Annotated in this window: 19 protein-coding genes and 1 pseudogene; 9 read left to right on the top strand and 11 right to left on the bottom strand. The window is 68.2% G+C overall.

Annotated features, from left to right (window positions below):
• Window positions 1-10: 10 nt before the first annotated feature.
• Window positions 11-646: a hypothetical protein gene (locus H6717_09225; GenBank protein ID MCB9577192.1), complete on the bottom strand. Its 636-nt coding sequence runs from the start codon at window positions 644-646 to the stop codon at window positions 11-13.
• A 51-nt stretch (window positions 647-697) separates the two neighbouring features.
• On the opposite strand from H6717_09225, the gene H6717_09220 reads away from it, so the two are divergent.
• Window positions 698-1,216, top strand: a complete 519-nt coding sequence (locus H6717_09220; GenBank protein ID MCB9577191.1) for a hypothetical protein — start codon at window positions 698-700, stop codon at window positions 1,214-1,216.
• Complete coding sequence (locus H6717_09215) at window positions 1,207-1,461, top strand: hypothetical protein (GenBank protein ID MCB9577190.1); 255 nt, start codon at window positions 1,207-1,209, stop codon at window positions 1,459-1,461. Before H6717_09220 ends, H6717_09215 begins: the two co-directional genes overlap by 10 nt.
• A gap of 1 nt (window position 1,462) precedes the next feature.
• Here the strand turns inward: H6717_09215 and H6717_09210 are convergent, their stop codons facing one another.
• Genes H6717_09210 through H6717_09195 form a run of 4 tightly spaced genes read right to left on the bottom strand, consistent with a single transcriptional unit; the run spans window position 1,463 to window position 4,828 of the window.
• Entirely contained in the window at window positions 1,463-2,317 is an 855-nt protein-coding gene (locus H6717_09210) for a hypothetical protein (protein MCB9577189.1), read from the bottom strand.
• A 35-nt stretch (window positions 2,318-2,352) separates the two neighbouring features.
• Window positions 2,353-3,354 carry a glycosyltransferase gene (locus H6717_09205; GenBank protein MCB9577188.1) on the bottom strand — a complete coding sequence of 334 codons (1,002 nt, stop codon included), beginning with the start codon at window positions 3,352-3,354 and terminating at the stop codon, window positions 2,353-2,355.
• Complete coding sequence (gene bcp / locus H6717_09200) at window positions 3,351-3,953, bottom strand: thioredoxin-dependent thiol peroxidase (GenBank protein ID MCB9577187.1); 603 nt, start codon at window positions 3,951-3,953, stop codon at window positions 3,351-3,353. The genes H6717_09205 and bcp overlap by 4 nt, the downstream gene beginning before the upstream one ends.
• 11 nt (window positions 3,954-3,964) lie before the next feature.
• The gene (locus H6717_09195; protein ID MCB9577186.1) at window positions 3,965-4,828 is read right to left on the bottom strand and encodes a serine/threonine protein kinase; all 864 of its coding nucleotides are present in this window, start codon (window positions 4,826-4,828) and stop codon (window positions 3,965-3,967) included.
• A gap of 121 nt (window positions 4,829-4,949) precedes the next feature.
• Here H6717_09195 and H6717_09190 point away from each other — a divergent pair, with 121 nt between their 5' ends.
• On the top strand, window positions 4,950-5,975 hold the full coding sequence (locus H6717_09190) for an aldo/keto reductase (protein ID MCB9577185.1): 1,026 nt from the start codon (window positions 4,950-4,952) through the stop codon (window positions 5,973-5,975).
• Between the two features lie 3 nt (window positions 5,976-5,978).
• Here the strand turns inward: H6717_09190 and H6717_09185 are convergent, their stop codons facing one another.
• The 3 genes from H6717_09185 to H6717_09175 all read right to left on the bottom strand — a co-directional run bounded on the left by H6717_09185 (window position 5,979) and on the right by H6717_09175 (window position 8,849).
• Window positions 5,979-7,112 carry a hypothetical protein gene (locus tag H6717_09185; GenBank protein MCB9577184.1) on the bottom strand — a complete coding sequence of 378 codons (1,134 nt, stop codon included), beginning with the start codon at window positions 7,110-7,112 and terminating at the stop codon, window positions 5,979-5,981.
• Window positions 7,109-7,855 (bottom strand): MerR family transcriptional regulator, encoded by a 747-nt coding sequence (locus H6717_09180; GenBank protein ID MCB9577183.1) that lies wholly within the window; start codon window positions 7,853-7,855, stop codon window positions 7,109-7,111. Before H6717_09180 ends, H6717_09185 begins: the two co-directional genes overlap by 4 nt.
• A gap of 73 nt (window positions 7,856-7,928) precedes the next feature.
• Window positions 7,929-8,849, bottom strand: coding sequence for a CAP domain-containing protein (locus tag H6717_09175; GenBank protein MCB9577182.1), 921 nt, complete (start codon window positions 8,847-8,849; stop codon window positions 7,929-7,931).
• A gap of 108 nt (window positions 8,850-8,957) precedes the next feature.
• Between H6717_09175 and H6717_09170 the strand changes: the two genes are divergently transcribed.
• Window positions 8,958-9,428 carry a hypothetical protein gene (locus tag H6717_09170; GenBank protein MCB9577181.1) on the top strand — a complete coding sequence of 157 codons (471 nt, stop codon included), beginning with the start codon at window positions 8,958-8,960 and terminating at the stop codon, window positions 9,426-9,428.
• A gap of 86 nt (window positions 9,429-9,514) precedes the next feature.
• On the opposite strand, the gene H6717_09165 is transcribed toward H6717_09170, so the two are convergent.
• Complete coding sequence (locus tag H6717_09165; protein MCB9577180.1) at window positions 9,515-10,099, bottom strand: superoxide dismutase; 585 nt, start codon at window positions 10,097-10,099, stop codon at window positions 9,515-9,517.
• Between the two features lie 182 nt (window positions 10,100-10,281).
• Between H6717_09165 and H6717_09160 the strand changes: the two genes are divergently transcribed.
• The 4 genes and pseudogenes from H6717_09160 to H6717_09145 all read left to right on the top strand — a co-directional run bounded on the left by H6717_09160 (window position 10,282) and on the right by H6717_09145 (window position 15,046).
• The gene (locus tag H6717_09160; GenBank protein ID MCB9577179.1) at window positions 10,282-10,737 is read left to right on the top strand and encodes a hypothetical protein; all 456 of its coding nucleotides are present in this window, start codon (window positions 10,282-10,284) and stop codon (window positions 10,735-10,737) included.
• Window positions 10,734-12,257: a GMC family oxidoreductase gene (locus H6717_09155; protein MCB9577178.1), complete on the top strand. Its 1,524-nt coding sequence runs from the start codon at window positions 10,734-10,736 to the stop codon at window positions 12,255-12,257. Before H6717_09160 ends, H6717_09155 begins: the two co-directional genes overlap by 4 nt.
• A 69-nt stretch (window positions 12,258-12,326) precedes the next feature.
• Window positions 12,327-13,763, top strand: coding sequence for a hypothetical protein (locus H6717_09150; protein MCB9577177.1), 1,437 nt, complete (start codon window positions 12,327-12,329; stop codon window positions 13,761-13,763).
• 26 nt (window positions 13,764-13,789) lie between these two features.
• Window positions 13,790-15,046 (top strand): annotated as a pseudogene (locus tag H6717_09145) (DUF839 domain-containing protein).
• Between the two features lie 290 nt (window positions 15,047-15,336).
• On the opposite strand, the gene H6717_09140 reads toward H6717_09145, so the two are convergent.
• Both H6717_09140 and H6717_09135 read right to left on the bottom strand, forming a co-directional pair.
• Entirely contained in the window at window positions 15,337-15,690 is a 354-nt protein-coding gene (locus tag H6717_09140) for a four helix bundle protein (GenBank protein MCB9577176.1), read from the bottom strand.
• Window positions 15,691-16,926: 1,236 nt separating this feature from the next.
• Window positions 16,927-17,190 (bottom strand): hypothetical protein, encoded by a 264-nt coding sequence (locus tag H6717_09135; protein MCB9577175.1) that lies wholly within the window; start codon window positions 17,188-17,190, stop codon window positions 16,927-16,929.
• A gap of 351 nt (window positions 17,191-17,541) precedes the next feature.
• Here H6717_09135 and H6717_09130 point away from each other — a divergent pair, with 351 nt between their 5' ends.
• A complete protein-coding gene (locus tag H6717_09130) occupies window positions 17,542-18,327 on the top strand; it encodes a methyltransferase domain-containing protein (protein ID MCB9577174.1) in 786 nt (261 codons plus the stop codon).
• Window positions 18,328-18,348: the final 21 nt, after the last annotated feature.

Genomic DNA, 18,348 nt, shown 5'->3' with positions numbered 1-18,348 from the left:
GCCGCTCCGATCAGTCGAAATCCTCGACGCGCCACACGCCCGCCTCGCGCTTGAGGCGTACGGCGTGCCCGCCCGGAACCGTCACCACGGCGCGGTCCCCAGTGACCTTGACGTCGAGAGTCTCCGGCTCTTCCAAGCCGTCCACCAGCGAGCTCATGTCGTTCTCGAGAGAGCTCTTGGTCTCCTCGCTGAGCACTCGCATCAACCCGGAGTAGCTGCGCCGGGCGAGGGCGCGCCGGAGCTCCGCCAGCGCTTCCGTGGGCGTGCGTGCCCCGGTGGGCAAGGTGCCGGCGGCGCTCACCCGAAAGCGGCCGTCCGAGAGCTCGAGCTCGGCGATTTCGCCGTCTGCAAAGCGCAGCATGGCGACGGCCCGGACACTGGCGCGCTCGTTGGCCACGGCCTCGGCGCTGTCGGCGATCTCCTTCTTGGAGTCCTTCACCAGCGCGGCGGTGCCCTTCTTGCCGTAGGTTCGCTGGGCTTCCTCACTGAGCATTGCGTACATCGCGTCCGCGTCTCCGCGCTGCGCGGCTTCGTTCCAGCGCTCCGCGGCGGCGCGGGGATCCGGCATCCTGGAGCCGGCGCAACCGCTCGCCAGTGCCAACAGGCACAGCGTCAGAGGCAGGGCTCGGGGCTCGAAAGCCGGCATCGCACCGGAGAGCTAGCGAAACCGCGGGCAGTTGGCTACCTTTTGCGACCAATGAGCCGCAAGTTCGATGGAATGCCGCGCCGCGCCTGGCTTTTCGCTCCGCTTCTGCTGCTGGTCGCCGGCTGCGGCGGCCCTCCGCCCAAGACCGCGAATCCCACCCGCCCGCTGGACGAGCGGCGTGCCGTGCAGATCATCATCCGCGCCTTTCACGACGAGCACGACCAGCCCGTCCCGGGCCGCAGCGTCGAGCTCGAGGCGGGCAAGACGCTGGAGCTGGACGTGGGCTCGGCGAACCACAAGTACGGCGTCGCCTACATCACGGCGAACGAGCGCCAGACCCTCGGCAGCGCGCTGCCACGACGAGACCCGTCCATGGGTGACGCGCTGCAACTGGTGAGCGGAACGGGCGACGACACCGACGCCAAGATCCTGGTGCTGCACGACACCGAGTACACCTACGACGACCAGGTGGGCACCGAGCACGAAGCCACGACCATCACGGCGGAGCGCAAGCTGGCGCGCGACGTGCGAGACTTCTTGGTCCGCGCGCACGCCGAGCAATGGCCGTGAGCGCCGCCACGGAGCGACGGCCGCGCAACACCATTGCCCTGGCGGCGACCCTCACGTTGATCGGCATTGCGCTGTCCGCCTCGGGCAATGCCTCCGTTGGAGCGTGGGTGACGCTCGTCGGGCTGGTGATGGTGATCTACGGGCTGCACCGCTTCGGGCGGACGGGCGCCGACGAACCGCTCCCTTTCGCGCCGCGCAAACAAAAGAAAAAGAAGAAGCGGCGTTCGGCGGAAGAAGAAGAGTGAGTCAGGTTTCGCTGCGCAGGACGGCAATGGCCACGTCCTTGCCGAGAGCGGGGACGCGCTTCACCGCCAAGCCGAAATCGCGACCGGTGATGTCCACCGTCTTGGCGAACACTGCATCGCCCTGGGCATGCTCCAGCGGCTTTTCCGCGAGGATCGCCTTGGCGTTGACCTCCGGCGAAACCGGCGCGCCGTAGGCGGCGTCGTCCACCACCACGTACACGTAGAGCAGCGGCTCCTTCTTGCTGCCGGCGTTCATGACCTCGCTCTTGGCTTGGCCTCGGGCGGCGGTCTCCAGGCGATAGGCGTAGGACGACCAGGACCAGCCGCTGACGTAGAGCCCCCGCGTCTTGCCGTCGACCACCACCGGCGCCGCCGCGATCCACTGCCCATCCGGTCCGTTCACGCCTGCCGCCTCCAGCATGGATCCCCGCGTCTCCAGGTACTTCCCCGACAGGGCTTGCTTCAGCTCCGGGAAAGCCTTGAAGGCGTTCTTCCCGGCCATGCGATCTTGCTCTTGGTCGTTCCGAAGCACGGTGCCGTCGTCGGCGACCAGGGCGAAGAACGTGCTCTTGGCCACCCGCAGGTCTTGCACCTTGCCGCGCGCGCGATCGAGCGCCTCGCGCACGGCGCTGAGGTCGTCCGCCGGTTTCTGCTCCTTCTGGTACAGCGGAACCAAGTACTTCGCGCCGGCGGGCAAGCCGTTCTTCACCTCCGCCACGTCTTGAGTCGCGGCTTTGGCCAGCGCCTCCACGTGCTCTTTCGCCTTGGCGAGGCTGATTTCCTTGCTCTTGTCACAACCGAAGAGCGTGAGCGACGCGAGCAACAGCAGGATCAAGGCGGGTCGCATGCGGAACATTTGACCTCTCTACCGCTGCGGGGTTCAAAAAAAAATCAGGCGCAGCACAGGAAGTCGCGATCCTCCTGGAAACCCATCTCACGGAGGGCGGCACGGATCTCGCTTCGCGGTCCGGGGCCGGCAACACTGGCCAAGATCGGATGGCGGCCGATCTTTGGCAGCTCGGAGGGCGGGATCACCGGCGCCCCCGCGATGCGCTGGCCGATACGGCCCGGGTGGAGCTCCACGATGGCGACGGGGCGCCGGTCGTGCTCGGTGAGGGCTCGCGCGAGCTTCTTGCCCGTGTCGCCGTAGCCCCACAGCACGTAGCGTTCGCTGTTCTGAAGAAACCCCGCGGCAAGGAAAGCCGCCTTGCAAGCCACCATGCGGTCCATGCTGCACTCGACGCTGGTGCGACTGAGGCGCGTGAGCCCATCGCGCCAGCCAAGGAGCCGGCGGGGCACCACTCCGAGGGAGTGGCCGTCCTCCAAGAGGCGCAGGAACAGATCGTAGTCCTCCGCCCACCCCGCGCTGCGGTAGCCGTAGCGCCCGAGCACGTCGCGGCGGATCACGAGCGTGGGGTGCGCGATGGGACACTCGACAAATCGCTCGCGGCGCACGTCGCTCGCGTCTTGCATGGAGTTCAGCCACGCTTCGTACGCGTAGAGTCCGCCCTTCAAGCTGCCGCGCGGAAACATGCGCACGTGGCTGCCCACCGCCACCCAGCTCGGATGCTGATCCAGCGCGCGAAGCGAGAGCTCGAGGCGCATGCGGTGCGCGACGTCGTCGGCATCCATGCGCGCCACGAACGCCCCGCGGCACTCGGCGAGCCCGGCGGTGAGGGCGCGGACGATGCCGCCGTGGGGCAGCGAAAGCACTCGGATGCGCGGGTCCCCGAGGCCCCGCGCGATGGCCGCCGTCCCATCCCGGGAGCCATCGTCGACGACGATGCACTCCCAGGATGCGTGGGTTTGGCGCTGGATGCTGCGCAGAGACAGCTCGATGGTGGCGCCGGCGTCGAAGGCCGGCAGCAGCACCGAGACCAGCGGCGCCGTCACTTCTCTTCGGCGATCGCCTCGAGCACGGAGGCGACGTGGCCCGGCACCTTCACCCCACGCCAAGCGCGCAGGATCTTGCCCTGCTTGCCCACCAGGAAAGTGCTGCGCTCGATACCCATGTACTCGCGACCGTAGAGCCGCTTCTTGATCCAACTACCGTAGGCCTTCGCCAGATCCCGGGATGAATCGCTGAGCAGCGTGAAGGGGATCTTGTACTTCTTGGCAAACTTGTCGTGACTGGCGACGGAATCCGGGCTCACGCCAAGGACGCGCACTCCTGCTCGGGCAATGGCTTTCTCGGAGTCGCGAAAATCACACGCCTCCTTGGTACAGCCGGGGGTGTCGTCCTTGGGGTAGAAGTAAAGCACGTAGGGTTTGCCCGAAAGCTCCGCAGAGGTGACCGTGGCGCCGTGCTGGTCCATCAAGCGAAAGGCCGGCGCCTTGCTACCCGCCGCGGCGGCGCCCTTCCTCGCGGGCGCCGCCGTCTTGGCGGGAGCCTTCGTCTTGGCGGGAGCCTTCTTCTTCGCGGGGGCTTTCTTCTTTGCCGGCGCCTTCTTCTTTGCGGGCTTCGCGGGCGCCTTCTTCTTCTTCACGGCCATTTCTTGCTCCTTTAGTCGGGTCTGCCCACGGCATGGCGGAACGCGTTCCACATGCCGCGGATGCGAAAGAAACGGCGCTCGGGCTCCACGGCCAGCGCCTGCGCCACCCAACGGTCCACTTCCGGGGGCAGCTCCGGCCGCAGGGCGAGCAAGCTCGGCCGCTCCGCGGTGGTACACAGCTCGATCTTGGCGCGGATGGTGTCGGCCTCGAAGGGGACGCGGCCGGCAAGGGCGCGGAACACGATGGCGCCCAAGGAGTACACGTCCATGCGGTGATCCAAGGCCGAAGCGTTGCCCTTCCACACCTCGGGCGCGATGTAGCTCGGGGAGCCGATGATCATGTCTTCCCGAGTGAGGGGCTTCTCCGACTTCACCTTGGCGAGGCCGAAGTCGAGCAGGCGTACTCCCCCACCCTGCGCCGCGCCCACCACGAAGATGTTCCCGGGCTTCAGATCGCGATGGACGATCTCGTGCTGGTGCGCCAGCTCCAGCGTCGCAACGATGGGGTCCAGCAGCTCGATCAGGCGAGACAGCTCCAAGCGCGCGTTCTGAGCCTCCAGGGAAGCGAGATGATCGTCCAAGTCCGCACCGCGCAAGAGCTCCATCACCAGGCACATGGCGCCTTCCGAGCTGGTGGTCAGACCCATCACGCGCACCGCGGCGGTTCCCGCCAGGGTCTCCATTGCGCGGTACTCCCGCACCATGCGCACGGTGAGCTCCTGATTACCGGCCACGCTCTCGTGCAGCATCTTCACGGCGACCTCGGGGCCACCGCTGAGATCGCGCGCACGGAAGATGCGCGAGTGGCCGCCGCGGCCGATCACCTCCAGGAGCTCCCATCGCTCCGCTACCACCTGACCAATCGCCGACGACATCTTCGAGCGCGAGCCCCGGAGGCAAGCCCGGGTGGGGCGAGGAATCAACCTTCACCGCCTTGACGCCGGCGCCCTCGCCCCCAAGACATAGGCGCCGAGGGGTAGGAGCGAGGAGAAGACGATGGAATATCGTTCATTGGGCGCGAGCGGCCTCAAGGTTTCCAAGCTGTGTTTGGGCGCGATGACCTTCGGCCGCGCCGACGAGAGCTCGTTCATGCACGAGGTCGGCTGTGACGATCAGACGTCCTTCGACATCATGAACGCCGCGTTGGACGCTGGAATCAACTTCATCGACACCGCGGACGTGTACGGCCAAGAAGGCCTCAGCGAGCGCATCGTCGGGGCCTGGTTCGACAAGCACGGCCGTCGGGACGAAACGGTGCTCGCCACCAAGTTCCGCTTTCGCATGGCAGAGGGGCCCAACGGCACCGGAGCCGCGCGCCATCGCATCCTGCGCGCGGCCGAAGCCAGCCTGAAGCGACTCCAGACGGACCGCATCGACCTGTATCAAATCCACATGCAAGACATGGACACGCCCGAAGAAGAGACGCTGAGAGCGCTGGACGATCTGGTGCGCCAGGGCAAGGTGCTCTACGTGGGCGCCAGCAACTACGCCGCCTATCGCCTCACCGCATCGCAGTGGATCAGCAAGACCCAGCACCTGGAACGCTTCGTCTCGCTCCAGGCGCAGTACAGCTTGGTGGTCCGCGATCTCGAGCGCGAGCTGGTACCCACCTGTCGCGAGTACGGTCTCGGTATCTTGCCGTGGTCCCCGCTCGCCGGCGGATTCCTCACGGGCAAGTACCAAAAGGACCAAAAGGCGCCGGAAGGCACGCGCCTGGCCAAATGGAAGGAGCGCTACCAGCGCTTCGACAAGCCGCGAAACTGGCAGATCCTGTCCGCGGTCGAGAGCGTGGCCCAGGAGCTCGACGCCCCGCCGGCCGCGGTAGCGCTCGCGTGGCTCTTGCACCAGCCCCAGGTCACGAGCGTGATCTTCGGCGCGCGCTCCGTGCGCCAGGTGCAGGAGAACTTGCGCGCGGCGGAGGTGAGCTTGTCCCAGGCCCAGCTGAAGAATCTGGAAGAGGCGAGCGACTTCGAGCTCGGTTACCCCTACGACTTCATGAAGCAAGTGCAGGGGCGCTGGTGACCGTCACTTGCTCACGAGCTGGATCTGGCTCGTGGCCACCCACTTCTTCTGGGCCTCCGCGCCCGTGAGCCAAGTGTCGTACTCGACGCGGCCTTTCAGGTACCGCTCGAAGAAGCTCACGGCATAGCCGCGGGTGATGCCGAGCGCGGTGGCCTGCGCCATGGTCGCTTGCTTGCAGAAGCTGCAGGTCAGCCCGCAGCTCGAAGGATCGTCCAAGAAGCTCATGTGGTTCGCGCCCTCCAGGGTCACCTGGATGCTCGGGGAGCTGGCCTTGGCGTAGAAGGTCTCGAAATTGTCGGCCTTGGGCGCGCAGGCCTGGCCGCCGAGGCCCGCCGTCGCGTCCAAGGTCTCCCCGAGAAACGCCGTGGGGATCGGCAGCGGCAGCTTGTCGCTCGCATCCGGACATTTCGCCGGGCTGCACAGAGTAGAAGTGTCCACCGGATCGAGCCCCAGCACGGCGCCCACGCGGGAGTCCAAGCTGGCCGCAAGCACGCTCAGCTTCCCGCCCAGGGAATGCCCCATCATGCCGACCTCGCTGGGGTCCACCAGGCCCGAGAGCGGATTGCCGCTGGCCGCAGAAGCAGCGAGCACGAAGTCCAGCGCGCCCGAGAGATCCTGTGCGCCCGCCAAATGGTCCGCAGTGAAGCCTGCGGGGTAGTCCACCGTGCACGCCACGTGGCCGTAGCCGGCGAGGTGCTCAGTTGTCTTGGCGTACTGCGCTGGGGGCAGCTGGAAGCCGTGAGCGACCAACACCACAGGGTACGGTCCGCCGCTCGTCGGGTAGTAGCAGCGCACGGCAAAGCTGTGCCCCGTCGTGCTCACGCTGGCCGTGCCGTCGTAGCTCTTGATGGCGAGGGGACCCGGCGTCGTGGGATCCGACGCCGCACCTCCACTGCCCGCCGCTCCGCCGCTCGCGCTCCCCGCCGCGCCTCCACCCCCCGCCGCGCCGCCGCTCGCGTTGCCGGCTGCGCCTCCTCCCCCCGCTGCGCCGCCGCTCGCATTGCCCGCCGCGCCGCCGCTCGCATTGCCCGCCGCGCCTCCGCTCGACGTCCCTCCGCCGCCGGGGCTCGCGTCGTCCGAGGATCCGCCACAGGCCACCGCGAGGATCACCGGGAAAATGCCCACCCACTGCTTCATTTCTTGCTCCTGGAGTTCGATCGTTTGTTGGCTCGGCGCGGGGACGCCGCGGCGAGCTCGGCCAAGGTCGGGAGCAGCAGCTTTCGGCGCAACAGCACCACCAGCTGCTCACTCAAGAGCGTCGCCACTTCCGTCAGCTCTTCCACGTTCTGTCCCGCCCGCGGCAGCACGCCGTCGCGAAACAGTGCCAGCTCCGCGCGCACCAACTCTCGGATCGCGCGAGCGTAGGGCTCGAGCACCTCCACCGGCAGCATCTCCGCGGCGATGCCGGCACGCCGCGCGGCGCCCAGCACCCGAAGGATCGCGAGATCGTCTCCGCCGTAGCGTGCCTCGTCCCCCTCACCCTCGGCGTTGACCAGGCCGATGCCCTCGAGCCACGACAGATCTTCCGCGCGCACGCCCGCGGCGAGCAGCTCCGCGCGCGTTCGCGTGTCCTCGCCGTTCGACTTCTTCCGCAGCACGCGAGCAATGGCGAGGGCCGCCGCGCCGTCACTGGAGACAGCGCGGGTTCCGTCGAGCACCTCGCGGATCACGTTCAGGGGTAGGAAGTGATCACGCTGCAGTCGCTTGATGGTCACGATGCGCTCGACCACCCCCGCGTCGTAGTAGGCCATGTTGCGCGCAGTGCGACGTACAGGCCCCGGGATCAGGCCTTCCCGCAGGTAGTGCTTGATGGTGGCCGCCGGAACGCCGCTGCGCTTCGCCAGCACCGCCATCTTCACCAATTCGGGCCCCGCATTCATGGAAGTAGTAAGTGGCACTTCCTACTTTTAGAAGCTGGCGTCAAGACATGGCCCCGAGCCCCGGGTTTTCAGGTCATTTCACGGTGATGATGCGAAGGCTGATCATCACCAACGGGTCGCTGCCGGGGTAGCGGCCCCACACGCTCACGCCGTAGCGACCCGGCCCTCGATCGAGGGGCACGGTGATGGAGAAGTCCTTGCCGTTCACCGTGACGGGCTTGGGCGTCTTGTAGCCCGCCGGAAAGAACATCACGTAGGGCTCGGGGACGTTGTACACGTTGGTGCTGTTGAGCTTGGCCGCGCTGATGGGCGCCTGCGGATCGATCTTGGAGAGGCCCACGCCGCCAAACTCCACTGGATCCTGCACGGCTCCGGCGACGGTGATCTTCTGCCCGGGCTTCGCCGTCGCCGGCAGCGCCTCGTAGTCGCCGTAGTCGTCCACGAACTCCTGGGACATGCACGGCTGGCTCACGCCCACCGGCTTGGCGAGACCGACGCCGAGCAGCTTGTGGACGGGCTTCAGGATGTTCTTGCGGTGACCGTCGTTGGGCGGCACCTCCGCCATGAAGGCGGCTTCGATCTGCTCGAGCTGCACTGCTTCGAAGGTGGGATTGGGCTCCACCTGGCGCGTCTCGCCGTCGAAGAAGCAGGCGGCGTTCTCCTGCACGAAGTCCGTGCCGCCCGCTTCGGTGTAGCGCTGCTCCGGGACGGAGCCGTCCGTGCCCCAGTGGGCGGTGAAGCCGTGGGCGACCATGTCGCGCACGTGCCGCTCCGCGGTCTTGGACGCGACGTCGTCCAGCTCCACCGGCTCGAGGCCCTGCTCGGCGCGATCGTGGTTCACCAACGCCAACACGTAGCTTTGCGCCGCATCCAGCGGCATGGGCCCCGTGGGGCGCTCCACCGGCGGCAGCTTGCCTCCCCCGGAATGGCCTGGTGCGTTACAGCCGGCGCACAGCATCACGATGGAAACGGCGATCGACGTTCGAGGGCGCACGTTGACTGTCTACGTTAGGTCCGCGCTCTTGGGAAGATCTCGGGTTGTCTTGGACCGATGATGCGTTAGATTGCGCGCCTCGCCTATCAACCCTTTTTTGGAGCCGAGATGATCGACCTTCCCGATCCGGGACTGTATCGCACTACCCAACCCTATCCGGGCCACGAGGAAGCGTTCCCCGCGGGAGTGCTCGTGTACCTGGGGCAACCGCAGAACGGCGGCGTGAAGTTCGTCGTGCGCCCCGGTCAGAACCGCAACAACCGTTGGTTCTGGGGGGAGCCCACGACCCCGCTGCGCTCGCCCACCTGGGCCAAGACGCTCAAGTCGCTTCCGCCGGAAGGTTTCTACACCCTTCCCGACGCCATCGAGTTCGACGGCGGCGGTCGCTGGTTGAAGAACGCCATCGTGCAGCTCGGCTACAACGAGCAGGGCCAAGGCATCATCTTCGTCGCGGAGCAGCGCGAAGGGGACGATCACAACGCGCTGTTCTTCAGCGACCGCGGCATGATGGTCGACGACGCCATGCTGGATCGACTGATCTGGGCGCCCATTCTGCCGGTGAGCACGGACGGAAACTGACGGGTATCGCGCCGCGAGAAACCCAAATGAAGAAACGCCCCCGCCGATTCCTCGGTAGGGGCGTTTTCGCTTGTTGCGCTCGGGGCTCAGCCCTTGAGGTTCTTGGCGACGAACTCCCAGTTGATGAGCTTGTCACAGTAGATCTCGAGGAACGCGTTGCGGTTGTTGCGGTGGTCCAAGTAGTAGGCGTGCTCCCACACGTCGGTGGTGAGCAGCGGCTTCATCGGCGTGGTCAGCGGCGTCTCCGCGTTCGGCGTGTCCATCACCTTGGCCTTGCCGCCGTCGAGGACGAGCCAGACGTAGCCGGAGCCGAAACGCCCGGCGCCGACCTTGATCCACTCTTCGCGGAACTTGTCCCAGCCGCCGAAGTCGCGCGTGATGAGATCCGCCACGTCCCCCGCGGGAGGAGCACCACCGCCGCCCGGCTTCATGCCGTCCCAGAAGAAGCTGTGGTTCCAAACCTGCGCGGCGTTGTTGAACACGCCACCGGAGGAGCTCTTGATCACCTCTTCCAAGCTCTTCTGCGCTTCCGGCTTGCCCTCGAGGGCGGCCTTCAGCTTGTTCATGTAGCCCTTGTGATGCTTCTCGTAGTGAAACTCGAGCGTCTCCTGCTTCATCACGGGCTCGAGAGCATCCTTGGAATACGGTAGCGGCGGTACGACGAAGTCCATCTCGTTCTTGTCCTTTCGTGTGGTGAGCTTCCACCCCTCGAACGCGCGAAAAAAATCCCCAACCTGACGTGGGACCCCTCAGGGGGCGCGCAGTATATGCGTAGGCCCGAGGCCGAGCAACCGCCACCCCCGCACGGCGCTTGTGGCAGAGATGCGCGCTGTGAGAGGCTTCGGCCCGCCGCATGAACGACAGCGATCGAAGCAGCGTAGTACCGCTTCGGGACGAAGGCGGTACGCCCATCGTTCCGCCCAAGATGGTCGTCGCACTTCGCAACGTGGCAGAAGCGATCTTCGTCACGGACGAGGGTCCGCCACCGAAGGAACGTCTCGACTGGCTCGCGCTCGAGTGTGAGGACTTCTTGGCGCGCTCCGGAGCGCGCACGCTGTGGGTGCTGCGCCTCGCGCTGTTCGCCCTCGGCGTGCTGGCGCCGCTGTCCATTCTCCGCTTCACGAGCCTCGGCAAGCTGCCGGTTTCCGAGCGCGTGCGGGCGCTGGCGCAGCTGGAGCACGGGAGCTTGGGCGCGCCGGTGGTCGCGGTGAAGGCGTTCTTGTGCGTCATCTACTACGAGCACCCCGACGCCGCTGCGCAGATCGGCTTCGACGGGCAATGCTTGCTCGCCGGCGGAGAGCGCTCATGAGCATCTTGCATGGACGCGACCACGACGGGGATCTGACCCTCGACACCGACGTGGTGGTGATTGGCTCCGGTGCCGGCGGCGCCGTGGTCGCCTGTCAGCTGGCTGAAGCCGGGCAGCGCGTGGTGGTGCTGGAAGAAGGCGGCCACTACCCGCCCGAGCGCTACGGCAAGATGCGACCCTCCGAGAGCATGCGCCACCTGTGGCGCGACGGCGGGCTGACGTTCGCGATCGGCCAAGGCGACACGCCCATGATCAACGTGATGATGGGCCAGTGCGTGGGCGGTTCGTCGGTGCTCACGGGCGGCGTGTGCTTCCGCATTCCGGGCCCGGTGCTCGAGGAGTGGGCGAAAGATCACGGCCTCACGGACCTCACGGAAGAGAAGATGGAGGCCTGCCACCGGGCGGTGGAGCGAGACGTGCACGTGGAAGAGGTCCCGGCCCACATGCGGTCGCGCTCCACGCAGCTGTTTCTGGAAGGCGCCGATCGCCTCGGAGTCGAGACCAAACCGCTGCGCCGCAACACCAAGGGCTGCAACGGCTGCGGGCGCTGCAATTTCGGCTGCCCCCACGGTGCCAAGATGAGCGTGGACATCACCTACCTGCCCCGTGCCCTGGCAGCGGGAGCGGAGCTGGTGTCGGACTGCCGCGTCGAGCGAATCCTGCACAAGGGCGGCCGCGCCGTCGGTGTCGCCGGGCGCTTCTTGCAAGGGCCGCGTCGCAAACCCGCCGGGCGGGTCGTGGTGCACGCGCGGCGAGTGGTCGTGGCGGCGGGCTCCTACGCTTCCGCCTTGCTGTTGATGGACAACGGCATCGGCGTGCGTTCGGGTCAGGTCGGCAAGAACCTCACGTTGCATCCGGGCTTCCGCGTGATGGCGCGCTTCGACGAGCCGGTGGAAGGTTGGAAGGGCTCGCTACAGAGCGCCTACAGCGACGCCTTCGAGCGCGATCGCATCACCATGGTCGGGCTGTTCGTGCCGCCCGGCGTGCTCGCCGCCACCATGCCGGGCGTCGGCCGCGCCCATGCTGCGCGCGCGGCAACGGTGCCGAATCTGGCCATTTTCGGCGGTATGATCCACGACGACGCGGGCGGGCGCATCAGCCGCGTGCTGGGCAAGCCGGTGATGACCTACCGCATGTCGGCGCGCGATCGCGCCGTGGTGCCGACCTTGATGCGACGCATGGCGGAGATCTACTTCGCCGCCGGCGCCCGCGAGGTGTTCCTCCCCATCTTGGGGCTCGGCGGCATCCAGGCGGATCAGCTCGCCGGTCTGGATCTCGATCACGTGAAAGGTAGCCAGCTCGAAGCCAGCTCCCAGCATCCCCTCGGCACCTGTCGCATGGGAACGTCACCCAAGAGCTCCGTCGTGGATCCTCACGGCGAGAGCTGGGATCTGAAAGAGCTCTACGTAGCCGACGGCAGCGTGCTGCCCACGAGCCTCGGCGTGAACCCGCAGCTCTCCATCATGACCATGGCCATGCGCACCGCCTGGCACCTGCGCGACAAGCCCCTGCCCAGCTGATTGGGTTTGTCGGTCCGCCGCGGAAGCGCCGGGGGAGAGCCGCGCGGGGCAGAGCGTAGGAAACCGGAGATGCGAGGAGCGTCAATGATTTGCGCGGGGCTCGCCGCAGGCTGCACGACACAGCACGCGGCGCGGCCCCCACCCGCCCAGGCGCCCGCGGTGTTGGCGGAAGTGCCCGCCAGCGCGCCGCCCACCCCCGCGCCCGCCCTCGGCAGCTGGCGGAGCGCGTGGACGCGCGCCTGCGTGGCGACGACCTCGCGCGTTCGCCCCTGCGAGCTGTCCGCCGCCGCGGCCGACGACGCGGGCAACGTGTACGTGGGCGGAGGCTCCTACATGGCCTTCGAGCTCGCGGGCGAAAAGCACCCTGCCCGCGGGTTCGAGCAGATGGTGCTCGCCTCCTTCGACGCGAACGGCGCTCCACGCTGGTCCCACGCCTTCGGCAGCCAGTGGCACAACCTGGTCCACGACGTGCGCGTGATCGGCGATCGTCTCTTCGTCGTGGGTACGCACGCCAACGGCTTCGACGCCGGTGGCGTACGGTTGCCGAACATCCCCCCTCCCAAGGTGCCAGGCCAAGACACCGGCTTCGAATCCGAGACAGGTTTTGTCGCAGCCTACGACCTCGACGGCAAGGCGCTATGGGCCAAGAACCTCTCACGGCTGTTGGACGATTCGAATCGTCCAGGCGTCCATGCCGGAGGCTCCATGTTCGGATGCAGCATCCATGCGGACGGAGGGAACGGCGCTTGGCTCACGATCCGCGATGCCCAGACTCACGTCGTGCACGTGACCGCCGACGGTGCCGCTCGGGAGTCCTACGTCGTGGATCTGACGACGCCCGGGATCCTGCTCGGTCGAGTGACCAGCGTCGACGCGAAGGGCGAGCTTTTCCGGCTGTGGAAGAGCAAGGATGGAACGCCCCGGCTCCGCCGTTGTGCCGCGAACAGCCCGTGCCGAGACACCGCGCTGCCGCTGATGCCGGCTAGCTATCCCCAGTGGGGCGCCCTGCGCGTGCTCGACAGCGGCGGTGTGGTGGCCGTGGTGACGGGCGATCAGATCATCGCCGGTGGCTATCGATTCGAGATTCAGGTCGTGGCGCTCGATGCCGCCGGACGTGTCACGCTCTCTCGGCCGCTGATGGAGCCCGGCTTCGCGACGCAGCAAACGCAGGTCCTCGGCGTGTCGACGACCAGCGACGGTGGATGGTTGCTCGCGGTTCGTCACGCCACCCCGCTGATGGTCGACGGAGCCGTGGTGCCGGCGGCCGCGGAAGGCACCACTTCCCTGTTCGAGCTCAGCGCCGACGCGCGCCGCACGCTTCGTGTGTGGCAACTCGATGGCGCGGCCTGTCCTGGCTTCCAAGCGAAGACGCTCAGCTTCTTCCCCTCGACACCGGGACACCTGCTCGCAGTGGGCGACGCTCCGACGCGCTCCGCCGCGCTCCTGTGTGGCGATAGTCGCGTGATGGGCGGCGTGGTGACCTCGTTGAGCCTGGTCGGGCTTTGACCGAGACCGCTTCGCGCGCCAAACTGCGCGCCGTGGATCGCCGGACCGTGCTCAAGGTGGGCGGCGCGACGGCCGCGGCCCTGGCGCTGCCGATGCCGTGGCTGTTTCGCCCACGGGGCAAGCTGCCGCCCTCGTTGCGCGCGGATCCGAGAGGCATCCTCGACTTGCCGCCCGGCTTTTCCTACCGCGTGCTGAGCCGCGCGGGAGATGCCATGAGCGACGGCTACCGCGTGCCCGCGCTGGCGGACGGCATGGCGTGCTTCACCGGCCCCAAGGGCACGCTGGTGTTGATGCGCAACCACGAGATCGGCCACGTGCGGCGCCTGGGCGCCCTGCACGAAGGCCAGGCTCCACCCAAAGAAGCGTACGACGCGAGCGCCCACGGCGGCGTCACCCGCATCGTGCTCAGCGCCAAGAGCCTCGACGTCCTCTCGCAGAACCTCGTGCTCACGGGCACCATCCGCAACTGCGCCGGTGGCCCGAGCCCTTGGGGTTGGCTCTCGTGCGAGGAGACCGTGGAGGACGGCCACGGTTTCGTGTTCCTGTGTCCCAAGGACGCCACCAGCGTGCGCGCTCCGAAGCGCATCGATGGCTATGGCCGCTTCAATCACGAAGCCGTCGCCATCGATCCCAAGTCCCACGTGGCCTACCTCACGGAAGACCGGGGGGACTCCTGCCTGTACCGCTTCGTGCCGAAGGATCCGAGGAACCCCTTCGAGGGCAAGCTGCAGGCGCTGAAGGTACCGGGCAGCCCGCGCTTCGACACCGCGAGCGAGATGAAGATCGGCAAACCGGTGAAGATCGGCTGGGTCGACGTGCCGGAAGCCACGCCTAAGAAGGACTCCGTCCGGGCCCAAGCCCGAGAGCACGGCGCCGCCCGCATCCGCCGCGGCGAGGGCATCGCCTTTCACAAGGGGCGCGTGTTCGTGTGCTCCACCACCGGCGGTCGGAAGCACGCCGGCCAGATCTTCGTGCTCGATCCCGCCGCCGCCACCCTCTCGCTCCTGGCCGAAGCCACGGACACGAGCCGCCTCGACTGCCCCGACAACATCACCGTCGCCCCCTGGGGCGACGTGCTCCTGGCAGAAGACGGCAGCGGCGATCAGTTCCTGCGCGGCATCACCCCCGCCGGCAAGGTGTACGACATCGCGCGCAACGCCATGAGCAGCACCGAGTTCGCCGGCGTGTGTCTCTCCCCCGACGCCCACACGCTGTTCGCCAACATCCAGCACGATGGCCTCACCGTCGCCATCCAGGGTCCCTTCTCCAAGCTGAGCGCTTGACGTCCCTCCAACTGCGAGCTCGCGCGCCCCGCTCTCCAACCTGAGCTCGCCCGCGTGCTCCTGCTCGCGCGCGTCGCTCGTGCGCTTGCCCTTGCCCGCGGCTCGTGCGCGTGGCTCGTGCCCGCGGCTCGTGCGCGTGGCTCGTGCCCGCGGCTCGTGCGCTTGCCCGTGTCCGCGGCTCGTGCGCCTGCCCTTTCCCCTGCCCCTGCCCCTGCCCTTGCCCGTGCCCGTTGGCCGCGCTCGACGGCTCACACGATGAGCGGAACGGCTCACACGATGAGCGGAACGGCTCACACGATGAGCCGGGTGAGCATGGCGTACAGCAGATTGCCCAGCTTCACGACGGGCGCCACGCCCTCGGCCCGCGCTTCCCCAACGCGCGCCGCAATCTCCACCGCGGCGACCGCCTCCACCAGCTCGCCCCGGGCAACGGTGTACGCCCGCGCCTTGTCTGCTCGCGTGAAGCGCCCGGCGCCTTCGGCCACGTTCAGGCACGTGGACTTCGCGGCCCGCAGCGCTTCATCTCGCAGCTTTCGGTCGCGGATGTTTGCCGCGCGCACGGCGTCCAGCAGGTCCACCGCGATGCCGTAGGCCCTCAGTCGATGATGCGGAAGTCCTGAGCAGGTTGAATCGAATTGGGTCATGCGAGAGCTCCTTTCACTCCAGAAAAGAGCTCGAGCCCTCGCCGCCCCTCGCCGTTTCTTCTCCCTCGCTCCCCGCTCTGCAGGCGCCAGTGCCAGCGCCAGCTGGCACGCGCATGCTCCCCGCCGTCGCAGCGCCAACCAAGCTTCGCCGCTCCTCTCCTTGCTCGCGCCCGTGCCCTTGCCCACGTGTCGTGCCCTTGCCCCTGCCCTTGCCCCTGCCCTTGCCCCTGTCCTTGCCCGTGCCCCCCTGCCCGTTGCGCTTGCCCATGCCCATGCGCTCGCCCTTGCCCGAGCCCGTGCGCTTCCCCTGAGTCGATGATGCGGAAGTCCTGAGCAGGTTGAATCGAATTGGGTCATGCGAGAGCTCCTTTCACTCCAGAAAAGAGCTCGAGCCCTCGCCGCCCCTCGCCGTTTCTTCTCCCTCGCTCCCCGCTCTGCAGGCGCCAGTGCCAGCGCCAGCTGGCACGCGCATGCTCCCCGCCGTCGCAGCGCCAACCAAGCTTCGCCGCTCCTCTCCTTGCTCGCGCCCGTGCCCTTGCCCACGTGTCGTGCCCTTGCCCCTGCCCTTGCCCCTGCCCTTGCCCGTGCTCGTGCCCGTGCCTTTGCCCCTGCCCGTTGCGCTTGCCCATGCCCATGCGCTCGCCCTTGCCCGAGCCCGTGCGCTTCCCCTGAGTCGATGATGCGGAAGTCGTGAGCCGGCTGAATCGAATTGGGTCATGCGAGAGCTCCTTTCACTCCAGAAAGGAGCTCGAGCCCTCGCCGCCCCTCGCGTTTCTTCTCCCTCGCTCCCCGCTCTGCAGGCGCCAGTGCCAGCGCCAGCTGGCGCGCGCATGCTCCGATCGTTCCACACCGACCAAGACGCCCAGCTCCCGACTCGTCCCCCTGCTCATGATGCCGTCGCGCGGAATGCCCGTGCCCAAGGTGCAAGCGACGTCCTGTCCGTAACCTTGAGCGCCCTCGCCCATGCCCTTGCCCCTGCCCTTGTCCGCGCCCGTGCGCTTGCCCGCGCCCGTGCCCGTGCCCGTGCCCCTGCCCTTGCCCGCGACCCTTGCCCGTGACTCGTGCCCCTGCCCCCGCCTTTGCCCGCGACTCGTGCCCCTGCCCTCGCCCTCGCCCTTGCCCCTTCCCTTTGCCCTCGCCGTCGCGCAGGGCCAAACGTCCGCGCCTGCGACGATATTCGTCGCTCCCCGCACCTGCGTCGGCCGTCTCAGCGAGCCAAATGTCCGCGTCCGCCGCTCACGCGAAGTGCGGCGCGACGACCTCGAACGGCACGTGACGTCGGACGGCGTCCGCCGCGGACGCGTGCGCGTGGCTCAGCGCGGAGAGCATCGCGCAGTCCGGCACGCCGAGCAGGGCGGCCTCCGCGGCGTGCACCGCCGCGAGCGGTGCCGCCTCGGGGTCCGTCGCCGAAAGCGCAGCGGCGTGGGCGGCCATCGCCGCGGCCGCCACCGCGGGATCCGGCGGCGCGGCGGCGGCCACGGCGTCCGCCGCCGCGCGCACGTCGCCCTCGCTCGCTTCCCCGCGCCCACGCTTCGGCGACGCTCACCGCGTGCTCGGGGCGGAGCTCGTCCGCGGGCACGCAGTCGAGGGCCGTTCGCGCCGCACTCGCCGCCGCCGCCACCAGTCGCGGCCGCTCCACGCCGACCCGAGCGGCAATGCCGAGCAGCCAGTCGCCCCGCGGGCACGCGTCCCACGCCGCCCGAAAGTCGGCGCCGTACGCCTCCGCCCAGCTCACCACGTCGTGATGGGCGCCGGCCCCCTCGAGCCAAAGTGCCACGGTCTCCGCCATGGGCCGAGCATACGCGATGCCGTTACCGCGCCGCCCCGACAAAAGCCCACTACGATGGAGGCGTGGACGAGCTGCGCTACGGCTGCGACCTCTCCCGAGTCTCGCGCACGCTGCGCAGTGCGTTCGTGCGCTTCGGCGTGGACGACGAGACCCGCGCGTTCATCGATCACGCCGCGGCGCACCGGCACGGCCGCGGGGTCATGGCCTTGCACGCGGCCCTCCGACCCTTTCTGTCGGACTTCGACATCAACGGGCTGCTCGACACCTATCCACTGTTCCTGCTGAGTCGCGCGCAGTGGAGCGAGCTCTTGGCGGACAGCGCCCGGGGACGGCTGCTCGACGTGGGGGCGGGCTCGGGCGGCGTGACGGAGCGCTTCGCCACCCGCTTCGACACGGTCACCACCACGGAGACGTCGCGGCCCATGGTGCGCCGGCTGCGTCGTCGCGGTTGGCAGAGCTTTCGAGTGGATCTCGCGGAAAGCAACGTACCGGCGGCGCCCTATGACGCCATCACGCTGTTGAACGTGCTCGATCGGGCGGACCGACCGCGCACGCTGCTCCGTCGGTTACGCGATGCGCTATCGCCAAAGGGCGTGCTGGTGGTAGCGACCCCCCTGCCCTACAGCCCTTTCGTGTACGACGGCGGCCAGACCCGCGATCCCCGCGAGCCGCTGCCCATCCGCGGCGCCGACTGGGAGAGCGCGGCAGAAAGCCTCGTGCGCGAGGTGCTGGCCCCGCTGGGCCTCGGGCTGGTGCGCGCCACCCGCGCTCCCTACCTTTCGCGGGGGGACGCCCGCCAAGGGCTCTACGTGCTGGACGACTTCGTGGGTGTGTTTCGGCCCGAATAGCTGCCGGTCCGCTGGCCGAGG

This window comes from Polyangiaceae bacterium, assembly GCA_020633235.1.
Taxonomy (GTDB): Bacteria; Myxococcota_A; Polyangia; order Polyangiales; family Polyangiaceae; genus JACKEA01.
Note: the sequence above shows the minus strand (reverse complement) of the source record. Positions and strands in the feature narration are given on the sequence as shown.